Below are 15,285 nucleotides of genomic sequence, written 5' to 3' on the forward strand. Positions count from 1 at the left end.
ACCTATCTTTGCCGATTATTTCCGTAACCCCGCAATGCACGGCGAGACAAACAGCTCTCCTTTATAAGCCCCCTGAACCGTGCGCTTGGCCACGATCAGCCACATTACCGCCAGCGCCGCTACCAGTACCGCGCCAAACACACTGAAAAACCCCAGGTGCAAGGTGCTGCCCAGTTTAAGGGTGGCCAGCGAATACACGCCCAGAGGAAAGGTAAAGCCCCACCAGCCAAGATTGAAGGGTATGCCTTCGCGCAGGTAACGGCGGGTGATGAGCACCGCCATCAACATCCACCACAGACCGAACCCCCACAGTGTGAGCCCCGCCACCAGGCCCAGGCCGGCGGCAATCTCACCGACGCCGGGCAAGCCATTGGCGGCGAAGATCGCCGGTGCATCGGCGCCCAGCACCAGCATGCCCAGGGCACCGGTGCCGATTGGCCCCAGGGCCAGCCAGCTCGACGCTGCCATGCTTTCATGGGGCAGTTTGTGCAGCGCCATGCGCAACAGCAAGATGGTCAGGATGCTGAACGCCACCGGCAGCGAAAAGGCCCACAGCACGTAGCTGGTGCTGAGCATTACCAACTGTCCGTGGGCATCCAGCAGATGAGGCGCAAGCAGGCCGCCACTGGCCGCCGCCACTTCGGCCGCCACCACCGGCAGCAGCCAGACCGCGGTCATCTGGTCGATGCTGTGTTCCTGGCGGGTGAACATCATGTAGGGAATCAGGATCCCGCAGGCCAGGGACATGGCCACATCCAGCCACCACAGCAGTTGCGCCACCTCCACCACACCATCGCCCCAGCGAGGCATGCCGAACACCAGCAAGCCATTGATGATGGTCGCCAGGCCCATGGGGATGGTGCCGAAGAACATCGAGACCGTGGAGTGCCCAAAAATCCGCCGCGCCTCGTCGAAGAACAGTACCCAGCGCGCGGTATACATCGCGGTAAACAACAGGAACAGGGCGATGGTCAGCCACCAGAAACCCTCTGCCACCTGGTGCAAGCCGGGAACCTCGGCCGGCCACTGGGCCAGCGCCAAGGCCAGAACCCCGGTGCCCATAGTGGCGGCGAACCAGTTGGGGGTGAATTGGCGAATAGCTTCGAGGGGATGCGGCAGATGGCTCAATGGCCGGTGGCCGCTTTTAACGCTATTGGGGCATGTCATGGTCGTGTCTCCTGTCCTCCGATGAGGTAGGAAACATGGTAGAACCTAATCGAATATCTATATAACGGGTAATTTCTCTATCTGTTATCTATTTTGCAGATAAACATCTATGCCACGGCCCCAGGAGCGATCACCACAATCGGACCGCGCCCGGCGACACGCCCGTATCTGATTGGCGTACAGCACCTCTCCCCTGCGGCTTCCCAGGCACAATCCCGCAGCCCTTGACTCCTGGGGCTCAAAGCCCCGACGCCCCACACGCCGCCACCGGGCGCTGGCGTATCAGGGCCAGCAGCGCCCCGAGGGACAAGAGAACCAGTACCGCACCATAGCCGTCAGTAGTAGCGATCAGGCCGAAGCTGCGGGTCAGGTTGCCAGCCAACAACGCCGGCAGGCAAAAGGCCAGGTAGCTCAGCACATAAAACGCTGACATCAGGCCCGCACGCTCATGAGGCAGGGCCAGTGGTACCACACTGCGCAGCGCACCGAGAAAACCGGCGCCAAAGCCGCTGCCCAGCACCAAGGTGCCAAAGAAGAACAACAGCAGGCTGGCGCTATGCACCGCAGCAAGGATCAGCATCACTCCCGCCGCCAGCATCCCGGCGCCCAGGCGCAGCACCCTGTCTGCAGGATGCTGACGCAGGGAATAGATCATCAGCGCGCCGCTGAGTGTCAGCACCGCCACCAGGCCACCGCCAATCAGGTTCGAGGTAGAGCCGGTCGCCGCACGGACCAGCGAAGGCGCCAGCGACAGATAAAAGCCGCCCACCGCCCACACCGCCACGTCCACCGGCAAGGCCAGCCATAACGCGCGCCGCGCTTGCACCGGCACATGCAGCGTGGGTTTCAGCGACGCCCAGGCACCGGGTTGCGGGCTGACACTTTCCGGCAAGCGCCAGACATACCCGGCCTGGAGCACGAACACCCCGAGCAGCAGCCAGTAGCTCAATTGCAGCGGCCAGGGCGCAAACTCCACCAACAGGCTGGCCCCCATGGCTCCACAGGCCATGCCCAATAGCGGCGCAACGCTATTGACCAACGGCCCCTGCTGGCGATCGGTATCCAGCAGGGCCGCCCCCAGCACACTGGTGGCCATGCCGGTGGCAAAGCCTTGCATCACCCGCGCGGCAATCAGCCACTGCACTCCGCTTTCATTGATGAACAGCAACATCGCCAGGATATTGAGCAGTAAGGCGACAAAAATCACCGGTCGCCGCCCCAGGTGATCCGACAGCGACCCTACGGTCAGCAGAGCCGCCAGCAGGCTCATCGCGTAGACCCCGAATATCAGGGTCAGCACCGCCGGGGAAAAGTGCAGGTTTTCCTGATACAGGTGGTACAGCGGGGTCGGTACGCTGGAGGCAGCCAGAAAACTCAACAGGGTAATGGCCAGAAACACCAGACTGCGACGGTTGGACACGCAAGTGTCGATAGCACCAGACATAAGCACGCTCCACTAAAGCTAATATTTTGCTTTTGTGCAGTGTGCTACCCGCCAATGCTTAAAGCAAATTCTTTGTGTTAAGGTGCCGCCCCATGGCTATCAAAGAAGGTTTGCGCCCCGGCGGCCGTAGCGCCCGGGTCCAGGAATCCATTCACACCGCGGTCCGCGAGCTCCTTGAAGAGCAGGATCGCTCGTCCCTCACCGTGCCGCAGATCGCCGCCCGAGCAGGCGTCACTCCGTCGACCATCTACCGGCGCTGGGGCGACCTGTCGGCCCTGCTGGCCGATGTCGCCCTGGAACGAATGCGCCCGGACAGCGAACCGGCCAATACCGGCAGCCTGCGCGGCGACCTGCGGGCCTGGGCCGAACAGTATCTGGACGAAATGAGCTCGGAGCCCGGGCGCAACATGATGCGCGATGTGCAATGCAGCGCGACCCCGGGCTATTGCGTGACCATCCTCAGCGGGCAGTTGCAGTGCATCCTCGAGCGCTATCAGGGCCACACGGAACACCTGCCGGACATCGACCGCCTGCTGAACCTGCTGGTAGCACCGACAGTGTTTCGCATCCTGTTCTCCGCCACGCCACTGCCGGTTCAGGAACTCCATGAACTGATCGAGATCGCTCTGCAGCCGTAGCCCTTCCCCGCCTCGGCTCAGCCCTGCGACATCAGGCCGCGCTGATACCTTGGTCGACACTGACGCCAATCCAACATCGTGCCAGACTGTCTGGCCGGGCTGAGGTGCCCGGTGTCTTTGTTCCGGAGTTTCCATGTCGTTGTCCAGCGGGCTGATCGCCGCCGTTGCCCTGGCCTATATGGCCATCATGTTCGCCATCGCCTTCTACGGTGACCGCCGCAGCGCGCCACTTCCGCCGCGGGTGCGGGCCTGGGTATACAGCCTGTCGCTGGCGGTCTACTGCACCAGCTGGACCTTCTTTGGCGCGGTAGGCCAGGCGGCCGAGCAGCTCTGGGCCTTCCTGCCGATCTACCTCGGCCCCATCCTGCTGCTGGTGTTCGCCCCCTGGGTGCTGCAGAAGATGGTGATGATCAGCAAGCAGGAGAACATCACCTCGATCGCCGACTTCATTGCTGCCCGCTATGGCAAATCCCAGTCGCTGGCGGTGGTGGTGGCACTGATCTGCCTGGTGGGGGTACTGCCCTACATCGCCCTGCAGCTCAAGGGCATCGTGCTTGGGGTCAACCTGCTGATCGGTGCCGGTGCAGACGCCATGGGCACCCGCGCCCAGGACACGGCGCTGATCGTGTCGCTGATCCTGGCCCTGTTCACCATCGTCTTCGGGACCCGCAACCTCGATGCCACCGAGCACCACCGCGGCATGGTACTGGCGATTGCCTTCGAATCCCTGGTCAAGCTGTTTGCCTTTCTCGCCGTCGGCGCCTTCGTCACCTTCGGCCTCTATGACGGCTTCGACGACCTGTTCAACCAGGCCATGCTGGCTCCGCGCCTGGAGCAGTACTGGAAGGAAACCATCAACTGGCCGTCGATGGTGGTGCAAACCGGGGTGGCGATGATGGCGATCATCTGCCTGCCGCGGCAGTTCCACGTCACCGTGGTGGAAAACATCGAACCCCAGGATCTGCGCCTGGCCAAATGGGTGTTCCCGGCGTACCTGGCCCTCGCCGCGCTGTTCGTGGTGCCCATCGCCCTCGCCGGGCAGATGCTCCTGCCCAGCAGCGTATTGCCGGACTCCTTCGTCATCAGTCTGCCCCTGGCCCAGGCCCACCCCGCCCTGGCTCTGCTGGCATTCATCGGCGGCGCCTCGGCGGCCACCGGCATGGTGATCGTCGCCAGCGTGGCACTGTCCACCATGGTCTCCAACGACATGCTGCTGCCCTGGCTGTTGCGCCACAAGAATGCCGAGCGGCCGTTCGAAGTATTCCGCCACTGGATGCTCTCGGTGCGCCGGGTGAGCATCGTGGTCATCCTGTTGCTGGCCTACGTCAGCTATCGCCTGCTGGGCTCCACCGCCAGCCTGGCCACCATCGGCCAGATCGCCTTCGCCGCCGTGACCCAACTGGCACCGGCCATGCTCGGCGCGCTGTACTGGAAACAGGCCAACCGCCGCGGTGTATTCGCGGGCCTGGCTGCCGGTACCTTCATCTGGTTCTACACCCTGATCCTGCCCATCGCCGCCCACAGCCTGGGCTGGTCTCTGAGCAGTTTCCCCGGCCTGGCCTGGCTGCACGGCAATCCGCTGAACCTGCCGATCACCCCGCTGACCCAAGGCGTAGTGCTGTCCCTGGCGGGCAACTTCACCCTGTTCGCCTGGGTTTCGGTGCTCTCGCGCACCCGAGTCTCCGAGCACTGGCAGGCCGGACGCTTCATCGGCCAGGAAATCAGCGGCCGCCTCAGCTCCCGCTCGATGCTGGCGGTACAGATCGACGACCTGCTGAAACTGGCCGCGCGTTTTGTCGGTGAGGAACGTGCGCGCCAGAGCTTCATCCGCTTCGCCTATCGTCAGGGCAAAGGCTTCAACCCGAACCAGAATGCCGACGGCGAGTGGATCGCCCATACCGAGCGCCTGCTGGCCGGTGTGCTCGGCGCCTCTTCCACCCGCGCGGTGGTCAAGGCCGCCATTGAAGGCCGAGAGATGCAGCTCGAAGACGTGGTGCGCATCGCCGACGAAGCCTCCGAGGTGCTGCAGTTCAACCGGGCCCTGCTGCAAGGGGCGATTGAAAACATTACCCAGGGCATCAGCGTGGTCGATCAGTCGCTGAAGCTGGTGGCCTGGAACCGCCGCTACCTGGAGCTGTTCAACTACCCCGATGGGCTGATCAGCGTGGGCCGGCCAATTGCCGACATCATTCGTCACAATGCCGAGCGCGGCCTGTGCGGACCTGGCGAGGCGGAAGTCCATGTGGCCCGGCGCCTGCACTGGATGCGCCAGGGTCGGGCTCATACTTCCGAGCGACTGTTCCCCAATGGCCGGGTCATCGAACTGATCGGCAACCCCATGCCCGGCGGCGGCTTTGTCATGAGCTTCACCGACATCACCCCGTTCCGCGAAGCCGAGCAGGCCCTCACCGAGGCCAATGAAGGGCTGGAACAACGAGTGGCGGAGCGTACCCACGAACTGTCGCAACTCAACGCAGCACTGACTGAGGCCAAGGGCACGGCGGAAGCGGCCAACCAGTCGAAGACGCGTTTTCTGGCCGCGGTCAGCCACGATCTGATGCAACCGCTGAACGCCGCGCGCCTGTTCTCCGCGGCCCTGTCCCACCAGGACGACGGCCTGTCCGCCGAAGCCCAGCAACTGGTGCAGCATCTGGACAGTTCGTTGCGCTCCGCCGAGGACCTGATCAGCGACCTGCTGGACATCTCGCGCCTGGAAAACGGCAAGATCACCCCTGATCGCAAGCCCTTTGCTCTCAACGAACTGTTCGACACCCTGGGAGCCGAATTCAAGGCCCTGGCCCAGGAACAGGGCTTGCAGTTCCGGGTGCGCGGCAGCCATCTGCGCATCGACAGCGACAGCAAGCTGCTACGTCGGGTGCTGCAGAACTTTCTGACCAATGCCTTCCGTTACGCCAAGGGCCCCGTTTTACTGGGAGTGCGCCGCCGTGGTGAAACGTTGAGCCTGGAAGTCTGGGACCGGGGGCCGGGCATTCCCCAGGACAAGCAGCAGGTGATCTTCGAGGAATTCAAGCGCCTGGACAGCCACCAGACCCGCGCCGAGAAAGGCCTGGGCCTGGGCCTGGCGATTGCCGATGGCCTGTGCCGGGTGCTCGGCCATCCGTTGCAGGTACGTTCCTGGCCCGGCAAAGGCAGCGTATTCAGCGTCAGCGTACCCCTGGCCCGCAGCAGCGTGGTGGCTCCAGGCAAGGCAGCCGAGCTCAACGGCCAGTCCCTCAATGGCGGGCAAGTGCTCTGCGTCGATAATGAAGACAGCATTCTGATCGGCATGAACAGCCTGCTCACCCGCTGGGGCTGCCAGGTCTGGACCGCCCGCAACCGCGAGGAATGCGCGGCGCTGCTCAAAGAAGGCATCCGCCCGCAACTGGCCCTGGTGGACTACCACCTGGATAACGGCGAGACCGGAACCGAGGTCATGGCCTGGCTGCGCACGCAACTGGGCGAGCCGGTACCGGGGGTCGTGATCAGTGCCGATGGGCGCCCTGAAATGGTCGCCCAAGTCCATGCAGCGGGCCTGGACTATCTGGCCAAGCCGGTGAAGCCGGCGGCCTTGCGCGCCCTGCTGAGCCGGCACCTGCCCCTGGGCTGACGGGCCTTTGGCGGATTACTCCGGCAATTCCAGCTCGCGTCCTTCGGCGTCGGTCATGGCCCGCTCCAGCAAGTCCGCCGGCAAGCTCTTGCTGGCCCGGGCGCCAAGCAGCTTGAGCTGCTCGCTACGGCTGACCAGGTTGCCACGCCCTTCAGTCAGCTTGTTACGCGCAGCGGCGTAGGCCTTGTCCAGTTGTTGCAGGCGATTGCCCACTTCATCCAGGTCCTGGATAAACAGCACGAACTTGTCGTACAGCCAGCCGGCGCGCTCAGCGATCTCCCGGGCATTCTGGCTCTGGCGTTCCTGCTTCCACAGGCTGTCGATCACCCGCAAGGTGGCCAGCAACGTAGTTGGGCTGACGATCACGATATGCCGGTCAAAGGCTTCCTGGAACAGATTCGGCTCGGCCTGCAGAGCCGCGGAAAACGCTGCCTCGATGGGCACGAACAGCAGCACGAAATCGAGGCTGTGCAAGCCTTCAAGGCGCTTGTAATCCTTGCCGGCCAGACCTTTGACGTGATTGCGCAAGGACAGCACGTGCTGTTTCAGGGCCGCCTGGGCGACCTGCGGATCGTCGCTACCGACGTATTGCTGGTAAGCCGTGAGGCTGACCTTGGAATCCACTACCACCTGCTTGTCACCCGGCAACATGATCAGCACGTCAGGCTGGAAGCGCTCGCCATCCGGGCCCTTGAGGCTGACCTGAGTCTGATACTCGCGGCCCTTTTCCAGGCCGGCGTGCTCCAGCACTCGCTCCAGAATCAGCTCGCCCCAGTTGCCCTGAGTCTTCTGCCCCTTGAGGGCACGGGTCAGGTTGGTGGCCTCATCGCTCAGGCGCAGGTTCAGCTGTTGCAGGCGCTCCAGCTCCTTGGCCAGGGAGAAGCGCTCCCGGGCTTCGGCCTGATAGCTTTCCTCGACCCGCTTCTCGAAGGACTGGATGCGCTCCTTGAGCGGGTCCAGCAACTGCCCAAGGCGCTGCTGACTGGTCTCGGCGAAACGCTGTTCGCGCTCATCGAAGATCTTCCCCGCCAGCTCGGCGAACTGGGCGCGCAACTCATCCCGCGAGCCTTGCAGATCGGTCAGGCGCTGCTGGTGGCTGTCCTGCTGCTCACGAAGCTCGGCATTCAAGGACGCCGCCAGGGCATCCAGCCGGCGCAATTCGTTTTCTTTGGCGGCCCGTTCCAGGTTCCAGGCGTGGGCGGCATCACGGGCGTTATCGCGCTCGATCTGCAGCAATTCGACCTCGCGGCGCAGGGCTGCCAGGTCCGCCTGCTTCAGAGCATTGGCCTGGCTCAGGTCGCTGACTTCATCGCGGCTGGCATCCAACTGTGCTGCCAACCCCTCCTGGGCCAATTGGGCCGTGGCCAGGCGCTCTTCCAGCAGGCTCAGCTCAGTCTGGCTGGAACTGGCCCGGCGTTGCAGTTGCCAGGCCAGAACCAGTAGCGGCAGCGCAGCTCCCGCCAGGCCAAGCAGCAAGCTGGTCAAGTCCATAGCCATAGCGATTCCTGCCGTAGAAAGAAGAAATGAAGGTTAACCAAGCGTCCGAGTGTTGGACAGCTCAGCCTTCGATCCGGCCCAGCTCCAGTTGCGCACGGCGGTCGCCGGCACGGGCAGCCTGGCGCAACAGGTCATGGCCGATGCGACGATCACGGGCGTTGCCGCATTCGCGGCACATCAGCTGGCCCAGGCGACTCTGCGCCGCGACCACGCCTTCCCGGGCCGGCTGCTTGAGCAGGCGTCCAGCAAAATGCTTGACGTTGGGGTTGTGACCAAGGCGCGGGCTGTCCAACAGCCAGAGAGCAACGCGCAGGGAAAACCGCTTGGGTTCGGTAACACTGGCAGGGGTAGCGGTAACAGAAGGTGATACGGAGCGAAACTTCATAAAGCACTGTGGGGCAGATCGGAAGGCGCGCCACTCTACTCCTTTTTTCGCTCGGGTAAAGCCTAAAAGAGCCAGCACGCCCGTCCTAGAGCAAGCGCTTGGGACAATCCACAGAAGCTGTGGATAACTCAGTGGACAACCCCTCCACAACCCTCCCAAAGCCCCATGAGACGGGCCTTGCAGTCAAACTGACGATTTTTTCACCAGTAAAAAAAAGCGATGTTTATCATTGACTTAAATTCTCGAGACAGGCTAAGGGGCGGGCGTTGGGGAAGGTGACAACGGGGTGACACGCTGCGCAACAAGTGTGCACAACCTTGCGCAAATTAACGCCGGTAACGCACTGTTTTCGTACACGCCACAACAGCAACGGTTACACAGCTGATGCTTGAGCCTCTGGCCTCTTCTGAAAGTTTTTTCCTAGCATACTTGCATTATGTCGTTCAACCCAATAGAATCCTCGCCGTTAGTACCAAGCTGAAAGTCAATTCTGGTCGAACAAGTCCCATCGACAGCGTCTCCAACCGAGCACAACGTCGAACACCAAGGACCGACCACCTCGATGGTTTCCAGGTAAAGCTCACCCTCCCGCCCTTGATACGAATTCAACGGCAGTGCTCGAGCCATTTACTCTGACCGAACCAACCTGCAAATTGATCAGGATCTCCACCCTGGGCCCCGAACCTTTGCCCTTGCTGTGTTGCCTGCCCTCCTAAGTACCTACCTGCCAGCCCTAGCGCAACCAATCAACGCGCTGCAACTGGCTGCTTTGTTCCAGTCAGGTTCTTCGTTTGACCAATGCTGGTCGACGTTTACTGGAACGTTTTAACGTTGCACGGTTCTTAACCGTGTCATTTGTAGGAACACCTAATAATTATGTCTACTCAAATCCAGACTCAGGATGCCATTCGCACCCTAACCCACGCCTTTGCACCGTTGAACTGCCTGATCATGGCCGCTCGCAAAGGTTGCTTCAGCTTCACCCTGGTCAACGAACATGGGATCGCCCGTCACAGCGAACGCCTGTATCCCGACCAGTATTCCAGCGCCGAACCGCTGCAGGCAGTAATCGAACGTGCGCGCCAGGCCCTGGTTGCCTGATACGCCGAACTGCTGAAAACCCTGAAGAGCCTCGCCTGATCGCGGGGCTTTTTATTGCCTGCAATTCGCCCATTTACCCTACAGAACAAAGTACCAATCGATATAAGGCTTATAACAAGAGGACGGAAATATTTTAAAAACAGTCCTTTACAGCACAGATATGACACTACACTTCAAGTCAAGCGGCCTGAACCGCTTCCGGCAAACCTGATCCTTTTTTGCTGCCAAGCGCCCTTCAGGTTTCGCCGGCCATTTCACGCTTCGAGGGCTTTATGGGTATCGCCGCCAGCGAGTTGTGCCGCTATGTGATCCGCCCGACGCTGATGTACTTGGGCAGCCATAGCAAAACCGCTGAAGTCCTGCTGCTGGGCATTGCCGCCAGCCAATCGGCGCTGGGCTCAGCCCTGCACGATCGTCGTGGCCACGGCCTCTACCGCATCACCGAATTGCGCCATCAAGCCCTCTGGGACCAGTACCTGGCACTGGATCCGGAACGGGCCAGCCTGGTTCGCGGGCTCGCCAGCCAGCATGCGTTCCTCAGCGGGCCGCACCTGGAACTGACCGTCAACCTGCGTTACGCCACCGCCATTGCCTGGTTGCTGGTGGAAGAACAACACACGCCGCTCCCCGCTGCCGACGACCTGCTCGGCATGGCCCGCATCTGGAGGAAGACCTTTCAACCACAAGGACGTTTAAGAGATTTCGCCTGCGCCTGGCAGACCTGCATTGCACCGTTAAACCAGGTCGCCTGCTGACAACGACTTTTGCAAAATCGGAGAAATAAGCCGATTTTGGTCGGATTGTCCTACAAAACCGCTCTAAATCAACTGTTGCAGCCTATAGCGCCGAGATCGAAATGTTGGTAATTTTCGCCTCGGTGATCACCAGGAGTTCTAATAATGAAAAAAGTAATGCTCAAATCCACCATAAGTCTCGCGGTTGCACTTGCCTCTACCCAACTTTTCGCCAGCGGTTTTGCTCTTAACGAACAAAGCATCAGCGGCATGGGTACCGGCTTCGCGGGTCGTTCCTCTTCTGCCGAAGATGCCAGCACCGTTTACGGTAACCCTGCCGGCATGTCCCTGCTGCAACGTGACCAGGTAACTGTCGGCGTAGCGGCAATCGATGCCAAGACCAACCTGAAAAACGTCAAGGGCGGCCCACCCGGCGGCACCAGCGACGGCGACATGGTTCCGTTCACCAGCGTTCCTATGGGGTTCTTCGTCAAACAACTGGGCAACGGCTGGGCATTGGGTCTGGGCGCCTATGCACCCTTCGGCCTGGTTACCAACTATGAGTCCACTTCTGCCAGCCGCTATTACGGCGACAAGAGCGTAGTCAAGGTCGTCACCCTGCAACCGACCGTCAGCTATGCCTTCAATGACATGGTGTCGATCGGCTTCGGCCCGACCATCAACCGCCTGAGCGGTGAACTGACTTCCGCGACTCCGTTTCCAAACCCTGCGCTCTTCGGCCGCAATGATGGCAGCGTGAAGATCAAGGGTGACGATACCGCCATCGGCTACAACGTCGGCATCATCGTCCAGCCTACCGACACTACTCGCCTGGGCCTGACCTACCACTCGAAGGTCAAGTACAAGCTGGAAGGCCACACCAACATCGCCGGCCCGGGCTTCGGTCCGTTCAATGGCGGCCGTTACGACGCCTCGCTGGACATCACCACTCCGGAAGTCGTCGACTTCTCTGTCACCCAGAAACTGGATGACCAGTGGACCGTCTACGCAGGTAGCACCTGGACTCGCTGGAGCCGCCTGAAAGACATCACCGTGAACAACGAAGGTGTTCCTGCCCCGCTTGGCGGTTCCAGGGGCCCGATCGGCACCATCACCGAGCCACAGAACTGGCACGACACCTGGGCCTCGGCTGTTGGTGTTTCCTACAAGGTCAACAAAGAGTGGGTTCTGCGCAGCGGCCTCTCGGTTGACCAGGCGCCAACCAACAACACCGACCGTTCCGTACGTATCCCTACCGGTGACCGTAAGGCCATCAGCTTCGGTGCCGGCTACAGCCCGACTGAAGACCTGACTCTGGACCTGGCGGTTTCCTACCTGAAGGAAGAAGACGTCAACGTCAACAGGACCGGCAAAGGCAATGCCTACAGCGCTACTTACCAGAACAGCGCATGGGGCTACGGCCTGGGCGCCACCTACAAGTTCTAACGAACTCTAGGCCGCGCAGTTTCAAACCAATAAAAAACCCGCAGATGCGGGTTTTTTATTGGCTAATGAATAGGCTTTCTCAGGATTTCGACGCCAATGCCTTCTCCACCGCTTCGATGAATTCCGGATTGTCCGGCTTGGTCAGGCTGGAAAAGTTGGCAATCACATTGCCCTGGCGATCCACCACGTATTTATAGAAATTCCACTTCGGCGCGCTACTCTGCTGCGCCAGCACCTTGAATAGGTGCACCGCATCCGCCCCCCGAACCTTCTGCGGCTCGGTCATGGTGAAGGTCACGCCGTAATTGACGTAGCAGACCTTGGCAGTCTCCGCGCCATCCTTGGACTCTTGCTTGAAGTCATTGGAGGGCACGCCCACCACTTCCAGCCCTTGATCCTTGTAACGCTGGTACAGCGCCTCGAGGCCTTTGAATTGCGGAGCAAACCCGCAGAAGCTCGCCGTATTGACCACCACCAGCGGCTTACCGGCAAAGCGCTGGCACAGGTCGATGGATTCCTTGGCGTGCAATTTGGGCAAGGAGCCCTGCAACAGGGGCGGACAGTCCGCCGCCCATGCCGAGCCGGCCAAGGTCGCGAGTAAAGCTGGAACCGCAAACCAGCGCATAGCCATGTCCAGAATCCTTGTCAAAGTGTCGGGCAACGACGTTACTCGCCCCCTAGCTCCCCTAGCAAGCGCCCATGCCCAATTGCATCAGCGCCAGCCCGCCCCGGTGCCAGCCCCACCAGGCCAGCAGCAACAATAGAATGCCGAGGCCCAGGCCGGCACCGCGCAGCAGCCAGCGGTTCATGCCGCGCTGGCCTGCAAGCGCGCCACCGGCTGCTCGCGCACCGGCCAGTTCAGTGCCGCAGCCAACAGACTAAGGAGAATCGCAACCTGCCAGATCAAGTCGTAGCTCCCGGTACGGTCATACACCACGCCCCCCAGCCAACCACCAAGGAAAGACCCCAATTGGTGGAACAGGAACACAATGCCGCCGAGCATGGACAGGTTGCGCACGCCAAACAAGGTAGCCACGGTGCCGTTGGTCAAAGGCACGGTGGACAGCCAGAGAAAGCCCATGGCCATGCCGAACAGGTAGGCGCTGGTCTGAGTCACCGGCAACCACAGGAACAGCCCGATCACCACCGCCCGTAGCAGATACAGGCCCGTCAGCAGGCGCGGCTTGGACATCCGCCCACCCAGCCAGCCGGCGGTATAGGTACCAAAGATATTGAACAGGCCAATCAGGGCCAGCACCGTGGTGCCCACGGTCGCCGGCAAGTGCTGGTCCACCAGATACGCCGGCAGGTGCACGCCGATGAACACCACCTGGAAGCCACAGACGAAAAAGCCGAATGCCAACAGCCAGAACCCTGAATGGGAACAGGCTTCACGCAAGGCCTCCATGAGGCTCTGCTCATGCCCCAGCGCCGGCAGCGGTTTGTCCTTGAGCATGCTCACCAATGGCACGATCAAGGCCACCAGCAAGCCCAGCACCAGCAGCGCCGTAGACCAGCCCAGCCAGCCGATCAGCCCCAGGGTTCCGGGGAGCATGGCAAATTGGCCGAAGGAACCTGCCGCGCTGGCAATCCCCATGCCCATGCTGCGTTTTTCCGGCGGCAAGGCGCGGCCGACAACACCGAGAATTACCGAAAAGGACGTACCCGACAGACCTATGCCGATCAGCAGCCCGGCACTCAGGGACAGGGTCAGGGCCGAATCCGACAGCCCCATGAACACCAGCCCGACCGCGTACAGCACGCCACCCACCAGCACCACTTTCGCCGCACCAAAACGATCGGCCAAGGCTCCGGTAAAAGGCTGGGCCAGCCCCCAGATCAGGTTCTGCAGGGCAATGGCGAAGGCGAAGACTTCGCGCCCCCAGCCAAACTGCGCGCTCATGGGCGGCAGGAACAGGCCGAAGCCATGCCTGATCCCCAGCGACAAGGCCAGGATCAATGCGCTGCCGAGAAGCACCCAGCCGCTGGTACGCCACATCGATGACATTTTTATTCTCCAGTTACGGGTATATACCCGCTTATAGTCGAACGAAAGGCGCTCAAGACAGTTCGTTCAGCAAGGCCAACAAGGTTTCACGCTTTTCCACACCCAGGCGATCGATCAACCGCTGCTGAGCCGCTTCCCACGCAGGCAAGGCCGCCACCAGCCGCTCATGCCCGGCCTCGGTCAACAGCACCAGCCGGTTTCGCTGATCGTCGCCTTCCTGCAGGCGCACCAACCCTGCAGCTTCCAGGACCCGCACGTTGCGCCCGAGCGTGCTGCGATCCAGCCCCATGGCTTCCGCCAGGCTGGAAATGCTTGGCTGATCAAGGCGCAACAGGTTGTTCAGCAGAGAATACTGGGCAACGTTGATCCCGAAGCCATCAAGGGCGCCGTCGTAGTACCTGCTGACGCCACGGGCGGCGCGACGCAGGTTGGTGCACAAACACTGAGAGGGAAGCATGGTGCGTGTATATACCCGTGATTATTCCAAGGCAAGATTTTTCATAAAATCATCAATCCCGTGCTCCACTCAAAACAGCGCCACCCCGAGCAATACGGCAGTTTCCAACAGTTCAAGCACAGCCCCGGCAGTGTCTCCAGTGGTACCACCCAGGCGCCGCATCATCACTTGCCGCAGCCAGAAGAACAGCACAGTGGCCAGCAGCACTGCCCATAACCCGCTGTAGCCCCCCAGCAGCAAACAGGCCAGCACGCTCAAGCCCAGCACTTGCCGCCCGGCCACACCTGGCAGGTGGTCAGCCAGCGCCTGCCCCAGCCCACCGGCACGCACATAAGGCGTGCAGAGAAACAGGCCCAGCAATGCCCCGCGGCCGATCAGCGGCGCCAGCAACAAGGCAAAGCCCTGCTGCTGTTCGATCAGCGCCACCAGGGCGGTGAACTTGAGCAGCAGCACCAGCACCAGGGTCACCACGGCGATGGGACCACTACGGGGGTCCTTCATGATGCTCAGGGTCCGCTCTCGATCGCCAAAGCCTCCCAGCCAGGCATCGGCACTGTCCGCCAGGCCATCCAGGTGCAGACCACCGCTGAGCAAGACCCAGGCGGTCAACAGCAAGGCCGCATGCAGCAACAGGGGAACACCGCCCAGCATGGCATTCAGCACCCACAACAGCACGCCGAACAGCAGCCCCACCAACGGATAGAACAACAGCGAGCGGCCCAGCTCTTCAGGCCGAGGCATGCCCGGCAGACGGACCGGCAGGCTGCTGAGAAACTGCAAGGCAATCCAGAACGGCAACAT

General features: G+C 61.5%; 14 protein-coding genes. 5 read left to right on the top strand and 9 right to left on the bottom strand.

Annotated features, from left to right (window positions below; translation table 11 throughout):
* Nucleotides 1–15 precede the first annotated feature (15 nt).
* Nucleotides 16–1,167: a TDT family transporter gene (locus ABCR88_RS24265; protein ID WP_015636623.1), complete on the bottom strand. Its 1,152-nt coding sequence runs from the start codon at nt 1,165–1,167 to the stop codon at nt 16–18.
* A 238-nt stretch (nt 1,168–1,405) separates the two neighbouring features.
* Nucleotides 1,406–2,611, bottom strand: coding sequence for an MFS transporter (locus ABCR88_RS24270; RefSeq protein ID WP_325985108.1), 1,206 nt, complete (start codon nt 2,609–2,611; stop codon nt 1,406–1,408).
* A gap of 92 nt (nt 2,612–2,703) precedes the next feature.
* Here ABCR88_RS24270 and ABCR88_RS24275 point away from each other — a divergent pair, with 92 nt between their 5' ends.
* Together ABCR88_RS24275 and ABCR88_RS24280 are read left to right on the top strand one after the other, a co-directional pair.
* A complete protein-coding gene (locus tag ABCR88_RS24275; RefSeq protein ID WP_015636625.1) occupies nt 2,704–3,249 on the top strand; it encodes a TetR/AcrR family transcriptional regulator in 546 nt (181 codons plus the stop codon).
* A 133-nt stretch (nt 3,250–3,382) separates the two neighbouring features.
* Complete coding sequence (locus ABCR88_RS24280) at nt 3,383–6,856, top strand: PAS domain-containing hybrid sensor histidine kinase/response regulator (RefSeq protein WP_011062677.1); 3,474 nt, start codon at nt 3,383–3,385, stop codon at nt 6,854–6,856.
* A 15-nt stretch (nt 6,857–6,871) separates the two neighbouring features.
* On the opposite strand, the gene rmuC is transcribed toward ABCR88_RS24280, so the two are convergent.
* Nucleotides 6,872–8,239, bottom strand: coding sequence for a DNA recombination protein RmuC (gene rmuC, locus ABCR88_RS24285; protein WP_162865008.1), 1,368 nt, complete (start codon nt 8,237–8,239; stop codon nt 6,872–6,874).
* Between the two features lie 175 nt (nt 8,240–8,414).
* Complete coding sequence (locus ABCR88_RS24290) at nt 8,415–8,738, bottom strand: sel1 repeat family protein (protein WP_041119468.1); 324 nt, start codon at nt 8,736–8,738, stop codon at nt 8,415–8,417.
* Nucleotides 8,739–9,614: 876 nt separating this feature from the next.
* Between ABCR88_RS24290 and ABCR88_RS24295 the strand changes: the two genes are divergently transcribed.
* The 3 genes from ABCR88_RS24295 to ABCR88_RS24305 all read left to right on the top strand — a co-directional run bounded on the left by ABCR88_RS24295 (nt 9,615) and on the right by ABCR88_RS24305 (nt 12,019).
* Nucleotides 9,615–9,839, top strand: coding sequence for a hypothetical protein (locus ABCR88_RS24295; protein ID WP_011062680.1), 225 nt, complete (start codon nt 9,615–9,617; stop codon nt 9,837–9,839).
* Nucleotides 9,840–10,111: 272 nt separating this feature from the next.
* Entirely contained in the window at nt 10,112–10,594 is a 483-nt protein-coding gene (locus tag ABCR88_RS24300; protein WP_015636627.1) for a hypothetical protein, read from the top strand.
* A 144-nt stretch (nt 10,595–10,738) separates the two neighbouring features.
* Nucleotides 10,739–12,019 (top strand): outer membrane protein transport protein, encoded by a 1,281-nt coding sequence (locus ABCR88_RS24305; RefSeq protein WP_041119469.1) that lies wholly within the window; start codon nt 10,739–10,741, stop codon nt 12,017–12,019.
* Between the two features lie 79 nt (nt 12,020–12,098).
* On the opposite strand, the gene ABCR88_RS24310 is transcribed toward ABCR88_RS24305, so the two are convergent.
* From ABCR88_RS24310 to ABCR88_RS24330, 5 genes are all read right to left on the bottom strand, one after another.
* On the bottom strand, nt 12,099–12,650 hold the full coding sequence (locus ABCR88_RS24310; RefSeq protein ID WP_015636628.1) for a redoxin domain-containing protein: 552 nt from the start codon (nt 12,648–12,650) through the stop codon (nt 12,099–12,101).
* Between the two features lie 55 nt (nt 12,651–12,705).
* Nucleotides 12,706–12,828 carry a hypothetical protein gene (locus ABCR88_RS24315; protein ID WP_015636629.1) on the bottom strand — a complete coding sequence of 41 codons (123 nt, stop codon included), beginning with the start codon at nt 12,826–12,828 and terminating at the stop codon, nt 12,706–12,708.
* A complete protein-coding gene (locus ABCR88_RS24320; RefSeq protein ID WP_171820765.1) occupies nt 12,825–14,018 on the bottom strand; it encodes an MFS transporter in 1,194 nt (397 codons plus the stop codon). Before ABCR88_RS24320 ends, ABCR88_RS24315 begins: the two co-directional genes overlap by 4 nt.
* 61 nt (nt 14,019–14,079) lie before the next feature.
* Complete coding sequence (locus ABCR88_RS24325) at nt 14,080–14,484, bottom strand: MarR family winged helix-turn-helix transcriptional regulator (RefSeq protein WP_015636631.1); 405 nt, start codon at nt 14,482–14,484, stop codon at nt 14,080–14,082.
* 69 nt (nt 14,485–14,553) lie between these two features.
* On the bottom strand, nt 14,554–15,285 hold the full coding sequence (locus tag ABCR88_RS24330; RefSeq protein ID WP_041119471.1) for an adenosylcobinamide-GDP ribazoletransferase: 732 nt from the start codon (nt 15,283–15,285) through the stop codon (nt 14,554–14,556).

It is taken from the genome of Pseudomonas sp. W17 (assembly GCF_040268305.1).
In the GTDB taxonomy this organism is placed as follows: domain Bacteria; phylum Pseudomonadota; class Gammaproteobacteria; order Pseudomonadales; family Pseudomonadaceae; genus Aquipseudomonas; species Aquipseudomonas protegens.

Excerpts from the sequence above, each read along its gene's own strand:
- ABCR88_RS24265 (WP_015636623.1), bottom strand. The coding sequence starts at position 1,167 with ATGACATGCCCCAATAGCGTTAAAAGCGGCCACCGGCCATTGAGCCAT.
- ABCR88_RS24270 (WP_325985108.1), bottom strand. The coding sequence starts at position 2,611 with ATGTCTGGTGCTATCGACACTTGCGTGTCCAACCGTCGCAGTCTGGTG.
- ABCR88_RS24275 (WP_015636625.1), top strand. The coding sequence starts at position 2,704 with ATGGCTATCAAAGAAGGTTTGCGCCCCGGCGGCCGTAGCGCCCGGGTC.
- ABCR88_RS24280 (WP_011062677.1), top strand. The coding sequence starts at position 3,383 with ATGTCGTTGTCCAGCGGGCTGATCGCCGCCGTTGCCCTGGCCTATATG.
- ABCR88_RS24290 (WP_041119468.1), bottom strand. The coding sequence starts at position 8,738 with ATGAAGTTTCGCTCCGTATCACCTTCTGTTACCGCTACCCCTGCCAGT.
- ABCR88_RS24295 (WP_011062680.1), top strand. The coding sequence starts at position 9,615 with ATGTCTACTCAAATCCAGACTCAGGATGCCATTCGCACCCTAACCCAC.
- ABCR88_RS24300 (WP_015636627.1), top strand. The coding sequence starts at position 10,112 with ATGGGTATCGCCGCCAGCGAGTTGTGCCGCTATGTGATCCGCCCGACG.
- ABCR88_RS24305 (WP_041119469.1), top strand. The coding sequence starts at position 10,739 with ATGAAAAAAGTAATGCTCAAATCCACCATAAGTCTCGCGGTTGCACTT.
- ABCR88_RS24310 (WP_015636628.1), bottom strand. The coding sequence starts at position 12,650 with ATGGCTATGCGCTGGTTTGCGGTTCCAGCTTTACTCGCGACCTTGGCC.
- ABCR88_RS24315 (WP_015636629.1), bottom strand. The coding sequence starts at position 12,828 with ATGAACCGCTGGCTGCTGCGCGGTGCCGGCCTGGGCCTCGGCATTCTA.
- ABCR88_RS24320 (WP_171820765.1), bottom strand. The coding sequence starts at position 14,018 with ATGTGGCGTACCAGCGGCTGGGTGCTTCTCGGCAGCGCATTGATCCTG.
- ABCR88_RS24325 (WP_015636631.1), bottom strand. The coding sequence starts at position 14,484 with ATGCTTCCCTCTCAGTGTTTGTGCACCAACCTGCGTCGCGCCGCCCGT.
- ABCR88_RS24330 (WP_041119471.1), bottom strand. The coding sequence starts at position 15,285 with ATGTTGCCGTTCTGGATTGCCTTGCAGTTTCTCAGCAGCCTGCCGGTC.